Source organism: Corallococcus sp. 4LFB (assembly GCF_046520365.1).
Taxonomy (GTDB): domain Bacteria; phylum Myxococcota; class Myxococcia; order Myxococcales; family Myxococcaceae; genus Corallococcus; species Corallococcus caeni.
In genome coordinates this window covers 1-9,369 of the sequence record NZ_JBKGHJ010000353.1, presented here as the reverse complement: position 1 = coordinate 9,369, position 9,369 = coordinate 1, and the positions used below count along the sequence as shown (strand labels likewise).

Sequence of the window (9,369 nt, the reverse complement as noted above, 5' to 3'; positions counted from 1 at the left end):
GCCGTGCTCCGGGTGTGAGGGCTTTGGCGGACGGCCCTGCTCGCCATGCGGCGGCCTTGGCGGACGGCCGTACTCGATGGCCGGAAGCGGCCTTGCCCTGGGAGGCGCGCTTTCGCCTTCCTCGGGAGACGGCGTCCGGGGCGCGGGCCGGCCGTACCCGACGGGCGGGGGCGGCTTCGGCGGCCTGGGCGCTTCCGCCGGCGGCTGTGCCTTCGCGGCCTGGGCCCTCAGCGTGTCCACCTCCCGGCGCAGCCGGAGGACCTCCGCGGAGAGCTGGGCGTAGGAGTCTCGCACCAGCCCGTTGAACACGCGCTGGCGGCCCAGGGTCTCGTTGATCAACACCTGGCACGTCTTGCGGAAGGCCCACTTGGCCACCAGCACCGCCTGGCCCATGCCGGCGCGGTGCGTGTGCAGCGGCAGGGCCCGCGTGGTGTCCGCGTTCTCCTCCAGCGCGTGCATGTTGAACGTCAGCGGATCCACGCGCGGCTCCACGCCGTCCTCCGGCACCTCCGCCGGCTCCGACGTGGGCAGCCCGCGCACGCGCAGCCGCTCCTCGATGCGGGCCACCAGGGCCCCCGTGGGAATGTCCCGTCCGAGCAGCTTCATCGGTGTGTCTCCTCCACGATGCGCGCCATCTCTTCCCGGTACGCCGTGACCACCTGGGGCCACGTGTGCCGCTGCGCGTAGATGCGGGCCCGCTGGCCCATCACGTCCCGGGCCTCACCCACCTCGCGCAGCCCTTCAATGAACGACGCCAGCCCCCGGTACACCCGGCCCGCGCCACTGCGCTCCACCTGTCCCACCAGCACGTCCGAGTGCCCGTTCACCAGCACCGGCGTCCCCTGCGCGAACGCCTCCAGCGTCAGGAGCGACAGGCTCTCGAACTTCGACGGCACCACCACCGCCAGCGCTCCTGCCAGCGCGTCGTGCTTGTCCTGTTCGGAGATGCGCCCCACGTGCCGCACGCCCTCGCCGCTCACGTCCATGTTCGCTTCGCCCGCGAGCACCAGCTCCGGCGCGTCCTGGTACTTCGCCCGCAGCTTGCGGTGGAACGTCAGCAGGTCCGGCACGCCCTTGCCCGGCTCCAGGCGGCCCACGTAGAGCAGGTAGCGGCCGTGCACGCCGTACTTCGCCCGGAAGCGGTCGGGCACCGCCGGCAGCGCCTCCACGCCCACGCCCACCACGCGCGCCCGCGCATGGTCCGGGTGGAAGCGCCCGAGCATGTCGACCTCCTCCGGCGTGTTGCACATCAACACCCGGGGCCGGTTGAACACGTCCGCGTAGACGCCGAAGCGGATGGGCGGCTCGTCGTGCGCGGTGGGCACCAGCATCGCGCGGTCCGCCACCAGCGGCAGGCCCCACGCCGTGGGCGCGTAGAGGTACGTGAAGAACAGGTAGCCGTCGTACGCGTCCTGCGTGGTGGCCAGGTGGTCAATCAGTCCGGGGCTCAGCGGGCCCTGCTCGGCCACCCACTGCTCCTCGCGCAGCCGCTCGTTGCCGTGGCCGAACACCTGCCGCGACAGGCCGTTGAACGCGTGGATGTTGCGCGTGCGCGTCACCGGGAAGCGCAGCACCTTCGCGCGGCCCACCCGCTCCTCGCCGGGCGGGAAGGCGTTCTCCCACGTCAGGTGGTTCTTCGCGCAGGTCGTCACCACCGTGACGTCCCAGTGCGGCGCCAGCTGCTCCGCCACCTGCGCGGCGTGGCTCTCCGCGCCGCCCGTCACCTCGCCGTAGCGCTGCACCACCAGCGCCACGCGCGGCCGCTTCGCCGGGGCCCTGCGAGGACGGGGCGGCGGCGCCACCACGCCCTCCAGCGCGCGCGTCAGCGACACCTGCGCGCGGTGGGGGAGAAGTGCTGGAGCCTTCGCGCCTGGCCTTCGAGCACCGCCTTGCGCAGGTCGCGGTCCTCGCTCAGGTCCACCGCCAGCTCCGCGAGGAACGCGTAGCGCTTCTGGTCGAACGCGATGCCCGCCCCGCCCAGCGTCTCCGGCACCGCCGCCGCGGCGTACGCGAGCACGGGCACTTCGGAGGCCATGGCCTCGATGATGGGCACGCTGAAGCCCTCGTGCTCGCTCATGGAGACGAACACGGACGCGGAGCGGTACACCGCCACCAGCTCCGGATGCGACAGGCGCCCCAGGAAGTGCACCCCGCTCAGGTCCTTCAGCTCGCGCTGGAGCAGCTTGAAGTAGCGGCTGCCCGGCTCGTAGCCGCCGACAATCAGCAGGCGCGCCTGGGGACGGATGCGCAGCAGTTCGCGGTGCAGCGCGAGCAGGTCCTCGAAGCGCTTGTGCGGCATCACCCGGCTCACCGACACCAGGGTAGGGCCGGGCCCGGACAGCTCCGCGAGCTTCTTCCCATCCGCCACGGACGCGGCGAAGCGCTCCTTCTCGATGAAGAGCTGCACGGTGTGCACGTTGCGGTGGCCCGCGACGCGCAGCTCCGCGCCGTTGAAGTCCGAGTCCCCGATGGACACGTCCAGGAAGGGCGCCATCGCGGCGATCTGCGCGCGGCCCGCCACCAGCGCGTGCTCCAGCGGCGTGTCCCGGTAGAAGCGCGCGGGGCTGATGTTGTGGAACACCACGCCCCGCTTGCAGTCCAGGTGCATCAGCCGGCCGCTCAAGGGCGACGCGATGCCGTGGTGGTACAGCACCAGGTCCTCTGGCTTCGGCTTCAGCGTGAAGACGTGGCGGGCCAGGCCCTGCAGCCCTCCGGCGACCTCCTCCGCGTAGATGTCCCCCGCGTGCCCCATGCGGCGCAGCAGGAGTTGCAGGTGCAGCGCGGCCTGACCGGAGGCGTCGCCGGGGCCGAAGCTTGGGATCAACTGATGGACCGCCATGGGGGGCCGTATGTAGCACACGGCATGGTATGAGGCGGCCCGTGTCGACCCCCGGACCCATCGCCTTCGACGCCACCCTGTGGGACGAGCCCACCACCGGCATCGGCCTCTACACCCGCTGCCTCGCGGAAGCGCTCCAGGCCCAGGGCGTCCACCTGGACCGGATGGGCGCGCGCAGGTCCGGTGAGCACCCGCGAGGCGTCCAGAAGCGGACGCCGTGGACGCTGGCCACGCTGCCCCGGCTGCTCAAGGCCTCGCCGCCGCCCGTCTACCACGCGCTCAGCAACTTCAACCTGCCCCTGCGGCGCACGCCGGGCACGGCCTACGTGCTCACCGTGCACGACCTGGTGCCGTTGGATTTGCCGCACACGGTGTCCACGCCGTTCCGGTGGCAGTTCCGGCTGTGGCTCGCGCGCAGCCTGATGCTCGCGGACCGGCTGGTGTGCATCAGCGAACGCACGCGCCAGGACCTGGTGCGCCGCTTCCCCCAGGTGGAGCCGCGCACGGTCGTCGTGCCCAATGGCGTGGACCACGTGAACGCGCCCACGCTGGACGCGGCCGACGAGGACTTCCTCACCGCGCTCAACCTGCCGAAGGACTACGTGCTGTACGCGGGCTCGCTCGACGTGCGCAAGAACGTGGACCTGGTGCTGGACGCGCAGGAGCGGCTGCACGCGCGCGGCCGGCCCTTCTCGCTCGTGCTCGCGGGCAGAGTTGGTTCGGCTCCGGGACGGTGGAGACGCGCATCGCGCGGCTGCGCTCGGAGGGGCTGGACGTGCGGGCGCTGGGCTACCAGACCCCGGCCATCTTCTACGCGCTGATGCGCCGCGCGGCGCTGTTCGTCTTCCCCTCGCGCTACGAGGGCTTCGGCCTGCCGCCCCTGGAGGCCATGCGCCTGGGCACGCCCACGGTGGTGTCCACGGCGGGCTCGCTGCCGGAGGTGTGCGGGAGCGCCGCGCCCGCGGTGGATCCGGACGACGCGGAAGGGCTGGCGGCGGTCATCGACCGGCTGTTGCGCTCGCCGGAGGAGCGCCGCGCGCTGTCGGAGGCGGGCCAGCGTCAGGCCGCGAAGTTCACCTGGGCCCGCACCGCGGAAGGGACGCGGGCCGCTTACGATGCGGCGCTGCGCCACCGGTAGGCTTTCCGGTGGAAGGGGCGCGTCACGCCAACCGGCCCGCCAAGGGCCCCCTGGAGGAACATGCGACTGCTCGTGTGGAGTGGAATCGTCTGCGGAATGCTGCTCGGGTGCGCGGGGTCGAACGCGGCGCGCAAGGACGAGGCCCAGCAGCCCGCCCCCACCGCGGAGCAGGAGGCGCCGCCCACCCCCGTGACGCCCCCGGAGAAGCAGGCGCAATCGCCCGCGGCGGAGGCGGAGAGCCAGGAGCCGGCCGAAGTCCTGCCGCTGGAGGTCACGGAGACGCCCGCGCCGCGCGACCCGCTCGCCATTGAATCGCTGAGCGTGAAGGGCGACGTGCTGACGCTCCACGTCCGCCACGGCGGCGGCTGCAAGGAGCACCGCTACGGCCTGGCGTGGGACGGGCGCTTCACGAAGACGGCGGCGGGCGAGCCGCGCGCGGAGTTGACCGTGCTGCACGACGCGAACAACGACCGGTGCAAGGCGCTGGTCTACAAGGACCTGGCGTTCGATTTGTCCACGCTCCAGCAGGAGTGGAGCGAGAAGGGCAACGGCGACCACGCCACGCTCCACCTGGACTTCAACGGCGTGCCGGAGCAGTCCGCCCGCTTCAAGTTCTGAGCGTCCCAGCGCCCTGCGCGAGCAGGTCCTCGCGCAGGCGCGTCAGCACCTTGCCCAGCAGGTTCAGCCCCCGCCACGTGGCCGGGTCCTGGATGCGCGGGTCCTCCGCGTTCAGCCCCACGCCCCAGATGCGGTCCAGGGGGCTGGCCTCCACCAGCACCGTGCCCCGGGTGGCGAGCAGCGCCTCCAGGAGGTGCCGGTGCTGCGTGAACTTCGCGTGGTTGCCCTCGTAGACGATGCGCTCGCGCTCGCGCTCCCAGAGGGCCGGGTCGAACGGGCTCACCTTGCGGCCCAGCGCCTTGTGCTGCCTGGGCGCGGCGGCGCGCAGCACCTGCTCCAGCACGCGCGTGTCGCCGAACAGGCGCGCCTTGCCCGCCATCATGTACTGCTCCGCGCAGGTGTAGCGCACGCCACCCACCTCGAACACGGACGGGTGCCACTGCGAGAAGAAGGAGTCCTCCTTCCAGAAGAACGTGAACCGCGGCGACGAGGACGTGGGCATCGCAGGCCTCCAAAAGTCTTGGTGTATTTATGACACGAACGTGCGGCGATGGAGGAACCTGACGCAGGCCTCTACAATGGCCGCCCGCTCCCCATGCGACTTCAAGACGCCCAGAAGCTGTTGGACCGTTGTTTTTCCGGCACGCGGGAGGGCGCGCCCCGCCTGCACGAGCCTTCCGACCCGCGCTTCGCGGAGCGGGGTGGGGCGGTGTGGCTGGAGTACCGCTGGTACGTGCGCGAGCGCGGCCTGGCGGAGGTCTTCCTCAAGTGGGACCGCGTGCCGCCCGGCAATGAGAAGACGGTGGAGGCCACGGTGCTGCGCACGCACCTCTTGGGGCAGTCCCCCATGCTGTCCCAGCGCGCGCTGCGCACGGTGGAGGGCGGCACGCCCGCGCCGGAGCGGGTGCTGGCCGTGCTGAAGAACGACGGCATCCGCCGCGAGTGCGTGGCGAAGGGGCGCACCACCGTGACGGTGGAGCACTGGGAGAGCCGGAAGCCCGCGGCCCTCCTGGACGAGGCGCGCTTCGAGGAACTGGCCGCGCCCCTGGAGGCGGAGGACTCCACGCCGGAGGCCCGTCACGAGGCCGTGCAGCGGCTGGCGGACGCGGAGCGCAGCCCGCGCGTGACGGACGTGCTCCTGCGGCTGGTCGCGCGCAAGCCGTCGCTGATGGCCCTGCGCATCCTGTCGGAGTGGGGGGAGGTGAAGGCCCGCGAGTACTGCCAGCGGGACCTGGCCGCCGTGAAGCCGGGCAACGCGGCGGACCTGTGGGCCCTCACCGCGTTGGACCGCGCCTGGAGGCGTGGCAGTCGCTGGCGCGCCCCGCGTGAGGGGGCGCACCGGCGGTTGCGTCAGTGCTGCGAGCCCACCCGGGGGCCCAGCACGTCGCGCAGCGCGTCCGCGACGGTGAGCTTCGGGGCCCAGCCCAGCGCGCGCAGCTTCGTCGTGTCCGCCACGAGGCTGGGGATGTCGGAGGGGCGCAGCCGCGCGGGGTCCAGCTCGATGCGCGCCTGCACGCCGGAGAGCTGGAGCATCTCCTCCAGCACGCCGCGGATGGTGCGGCCCTCGCCGCTGCCCACGTTGTAGGCCTGCCCCGGCGCGCCCTTGAGGAGCAGCAGCCGGTACGCGTCCACCACGTCCTTCACGTGGGAGAAGTCCCGGATGGCGTCCAGGTTGCCCGTGCGCAGGACGGGGTCCACCGTGCCCAGCGCGATGGCGCGGATCTGCGCCGCGAACGACGGCACCACGAAGGTGGGGTCCTGCCCCGCGCCCAGGTGGTTGAAGGGCCGGGCGAGGATGACCTCCATGCCGTAGCTGCGGAAGAACTGCTCGCCGGCCAGCTCCCCCGCGGACTTCGACGCGGCGTAGGGGCTGAGCGGCACGTGCGGGTGGCCCTCCGCCGCGAGGGTGCCCTCCGCGACGGGGCCGTACACCTCACCGGAGCCCACCAGCAGCACGCGCGCCCTGGGGGCGCTCTCGCGCAGCGCGGTGAGCAGGTGCACCACGCCCATGGTGTTCACCGCGAAGACGCGCGCGGGGTTCTGGTGGCTCTTGGCCACCGAGCTGAAGCCGGCCAGGTGCAGCACCGCTTCCGGCTTCACCTCGGAGACCGCCGCCCTGACCTTCGCCTCGTCGGCGATGTCGAAGTGCAGGGCGGTGCTGCTGATGCCCTCGCCTCGGGGCCCATGCACCTCCACCACTTCGTCGCCGGCCGCCCGAAGGGCTGCGCAGGCATGCCGGCCGACGAATCCATCCGCTCCCGTGACGAGGACGCGCATCTTACCGCTGCCCTGCCTTGACCCGCTCCAGGTCGGCGTCGACCATCATCTCCACGAGCTGCTTGAAGCGCACCGTGGGCTCCCAGCCGAGCTTCTCCTTGGCCTTGTCGTACTTGCCGATGAGCAGGTCCACCTCCGCGGGGCGCACGAACGCGGGGTCGATCTTCACGTGCTTCTGGTAGTCCAGGCCCACGCGCGCGAAGGCGATCTCCACCAGCTCCCGCACGGTGTGCGTCTCGTTGGTGGCGACGACGAAGTCCTCCGGCGTGTCCTGCTGGAGCATGCGCCACATGGCGTCTACGTAGTCGCCCGCGAAGCCCCAGTCGCGCTTGGCGTCCAGGTTGCCCATGGGCAGCGTGTCCTGGAGGCCCATCTTGATGCGCGCCACGTTGTACGTGACCTTGCGCGTGACGAACTCCAGGCCGCGGCGGGGCGACTCGTGGTTGAAGAGGATGCCGCTCACCGCGAAGAGCTTGAAGGACTCGCGGTAGTTCACGGTGATGTGGTGGCCGTACGCCTTCGCCACGCCGTACGGGCTGCGCGGGTAGAAGGGCGTGTCCTCCGACTGTGGCACCTCCAGCACCTTGCCGAACATCTCGCTGGAGGACGCCTGGTAGAAGCGCACCTGCGGCCGGGTGTGGCGGATGGCCTCCAGCATCTTCGTCACGCCCAGCGCGGTGAACTCACCGGTGAGCACCGGCTGGTTCCAGCTGGTGGGCACGAAGGACTGCGCCGCCAGGTTGTAGACCTCGTCCGGCTGGGTGAGGTTCAGCAGGGCCGCCAGCGAGAACTGATCCAGCAGGTCGCCCTGGTGCAGCTGCACCTTCCCCTGGAGGTGAGCGATGCGCTCGAACTTCTCCTCGGAGGAGCGGCGCACCATGCCGTGCACCTCGTAGCCCTTCTTGAGCAGCAGCTCCGCAAGGTAGCTGCCGTCCTGCCCCGTGATGCCCGTAATGAGTGCGCGCTTGGCCATGGCCCTTGTCTGTTCGCTGGAAGACGCTGGTCGTTGTACCCGAGGCTTTCGCCGTCTGCCAACAGTCCCAGGGTTTCAGGGAACTTGAATGGGGACGGGCCCGTGCCTAGGTAGGGAGCGACCTGCCCAGGAGCCGCCCATGCGCAACCTCTCCCTCCCAGCGTTGACGGCCGTGCTCGTGAGCACGGCGGCGGGGGCTCAGACGGCGCCCGTGCAAGTGCCCTACACCGTGCAGACCCAGCCCGGAGCCCGCTCCGGAGGCGGCACGGTGAACGACGTGGCCCTGTGGGTGGACCCCGCCAACCCGGCCGCCAGCCGACTCATCACGGCGGACCAGAACAACGGCCTGTTCACCTACGCCCTGGACGGCGGAGAGGTGCAGGCCGTCACCGAGGGCACGTCCGCCAGCGTGGACGTGCTGGGCGGCTTCCCGCTCGCGGGCGGCAGGTCCGCGGCGCTGGTGCTCAGCGCCAACCCCACGCTGACGGGGCTGGTGCCCTACGTGATGGATTCCGCGGCGGATGGCGGCGGGCTCACCCGCCTGTCGCCCACGGCGGCCCCGCTGGACGTGGGCGTCAGCTACGGGACGGTCCGGCTGGTCCGCGGGGCGGATGGGACCCTCCAGGCCTTCGGGGGCCTGGCGGCGGGCGGCATCCGGCAGTTCGCGCTGACGCCCACCGACGGCGGCGTCTCGGCGACCCCCCTGCGGGACATCCCGGCCGGCACCGCGCTGGGGATGGTGGTGGACCCGGCCTACCGCGCCCTCTACGTGTCGCAGCAGGGGCAGGGGCTCTACCGCTACGGCGCGGACGCGGACGCCGGGACGGCGGGCACGCAGGTGGTGGGCCTGGGGGACGGCGGCCTGACGTCCGTGGGGCGCATCGCGCTGTACGAGGCCTCCGGCGTGGACGGCTACCTCGTGGTGTCCGACCCGAACGCGAACGCCTTCGTCGTCTTCGACCGGCGGACGCTGGGCCGGGTGGGGGCGTTCCAGCTGGTGCAGGACGGCGGCACTGACGCGGTGGAGCTGTCGCGCGGGCTGGTGGCGTTCTCCGGCGCGCTGGGCACGGCCTTCCCGGAAGGGCTCTTCGTCGCGCACGACGGCATGAGCAGCAGCACGCTGGGTGACAACCTGAAGCTCACCTCCTGGGGCAACGTGGCCCGGGCGTTCTCGCCGCCGTTGATCATCGCGCAGCAGCAGGCGGACGCCGGGACGGGAGGCGACGGCGGCACCGGCACGGATGGCGGTGGCGGCGTCATCATCAATCCGGGAGATGGCAATCCGATTGGCGGTGGGGGCGGCGGCGATGACGACAGCGGCTGCGGCTGCACCAGCACGTCGGTGCCGGCCGTCGCGACGCTGGGCCTGCTGGCGATGGCGTTGCTGGGCCGCCGGCGCCGGAGCTGAGACGGGGAGCGAAGCGGGTTGAAAGCGACAGGGGGGCGGGATGAAGTGCGCGCCCCATGCGCTCCTTCCGCTCCACCGCCCTGGCGCTCGCGGTGCTCGCCTCCGCCTGCAAGGGC

Annotated in this window: 6 protein-coding genes and 2 pseudogenes; 3 read left to right on the top strand and 5 right to left on the bottom strand. The window is 71.9% G+C overall.

Annotation, left to right across the window (positions count from 1 at the left end):
• The coding region (locus ACLEQD_RS29935; RefSeq protein ID WP_410388745.1) for a hypothetical protein at window positions 1–606 on the bottom strand (606 nt) is incomplete at its 3' end.
• Window positions 603–2,839 (bottom strand): annotated as a pseudogene (locus tag ACLEQD_RS29930) (glycosyltransferase family 4 protein). The pseudogene ACLEQD_RS29930 and the gene ACLEQD_RS29935, both read right to left, overlap by 4 nt.
• A 29-nt stretch (window positions 2,840–2,868) precedes the next feature.
• On the opposite strand from ACLEQD_RS29930, the pseudogene ACLEQD_RS29925 reads away from it, so the two are divergent.
• Window positions 2,869–3,977 (top strand): annotated as a pseudogene (locus tag ACLEQD_RS29925) (glycosyltransferase family 4 protein).
• A gap of 60 nt (window positions 3,978–4,037) precedes the next feature.
• Entirely contained in the window at window positions 4,038–4,595 is a 558-nt protein-coding gene (locus tag ACLEQD_RS29920) for a hypothetical protein (RefSeq protein ID WP_410388743.1), read from the top strand.
• Here the strand turns inward: ACLEQD_RS29920 and ACLEQD_RS29915 are convergent.
• The 3 genes from ACLEQD_RS29915 to gmd form a co-directional block, all read right to left on the bottom strand.
• On the bottom strand, window positions 4,585–5,097 hold the full coding sequence (locus tag ACLEQD_RS29915) for an NADAR family protein (RefSeq protein ID WP_410388741.1): 513 nt from the start codon (window positions 5,095–5,097) through the stop codon (window positions 4,585–4,587). The two genes, ACLEQD_RS29920 and ACLEQD_RS29915, sit on opposite strands and share 11 nt — an antisense overlap.
• Before the next feature lie 848 nt (window positions 5,098–5,945).
• Window positions 5,946–6,872: a GDP-mannose 4,6-dehydratase gene (locus ACLEQD_RS29910; protein ID WP_410388739.1), complete on the bottom strand. Its 927-nt coding sequence runs from the start codon at window positions 6,870–6,872 to the stop codon at window positions 5,946–5,948.
• Window position 6,873: 1 nt separating this feature from the next.
• Window positions 6,874–7,845: a GDP-mannose 4,6-dehydratase gene (gene gmd, locus ACLEQD_RS29905; protein WP_171419741.1), complete on the bottom strand. Its 972-nt coding sequence runs from the start codon at window positions 7,843–7,845 to the stop codon at window positions 6,874–6,876.
• Between the two features lie 139 nt (window positions 7,846–7,984).
• Between gmd and ACLEQD_RS29900 the strand changes: the two genes are divergently transcribed.
• Window positions 7,985–9,253 carry a myxosortase-dependent phytase-like phosphatase gene (locus ACLEQD_RS29900; RefSeq protein ID WP_410388737.1) on the top strand — a complete coding sequence of 423 codons (1,269 nt, stop codon included), beginning with the start codon at window positions 7,985–7,987 and terminating at the stop codon, window positions 9,251–9,253.
• Window positions 9,254–9,369 lie beyond the last annotated feature (116 nt).

Excerpts from the sequence above, each read along its gene's own strand:
- ACLEQD_RS29920 (WP_410388743.1), top strand. The coding sequence starts at position 4,038 with ATGCGACTGCTCGTGTGGAGTGGAATCGTCTGCGGAATGCTGCTCGGG.
- ACLEQD_RS29915 (WP_410388741.1), bottom strand. The coding sequence starts at position 5,097 with ATGCCCACGTCCTCGTCGCCGCGGTTCACGTTCTTCTGGAAGGAGGAC.
- ACLEQD_RS29910 (WP_410388739.1), bottom strand. The coding sequence starts at position 6,872 with ATGCGCGTCCTCGTCACGGGAGCGGATGGATTCGTCGGCCGGCATGCC.
- gmd (WP_171419741.1), bottom strand. The coding sequence starts at position 7,845 with ATGGCCAAGCGCGCACTCATTACGGGCATCACGGGGCAGGACGGCAGC.
- ACLEQD_RS29900 (WP_410388737.1), top strand. The coding sequence starts at position 7,985 with ATGCGCAACCTCTCCCTCCCAGCGTTGACGGCCGTGCTCGTGAGCACG.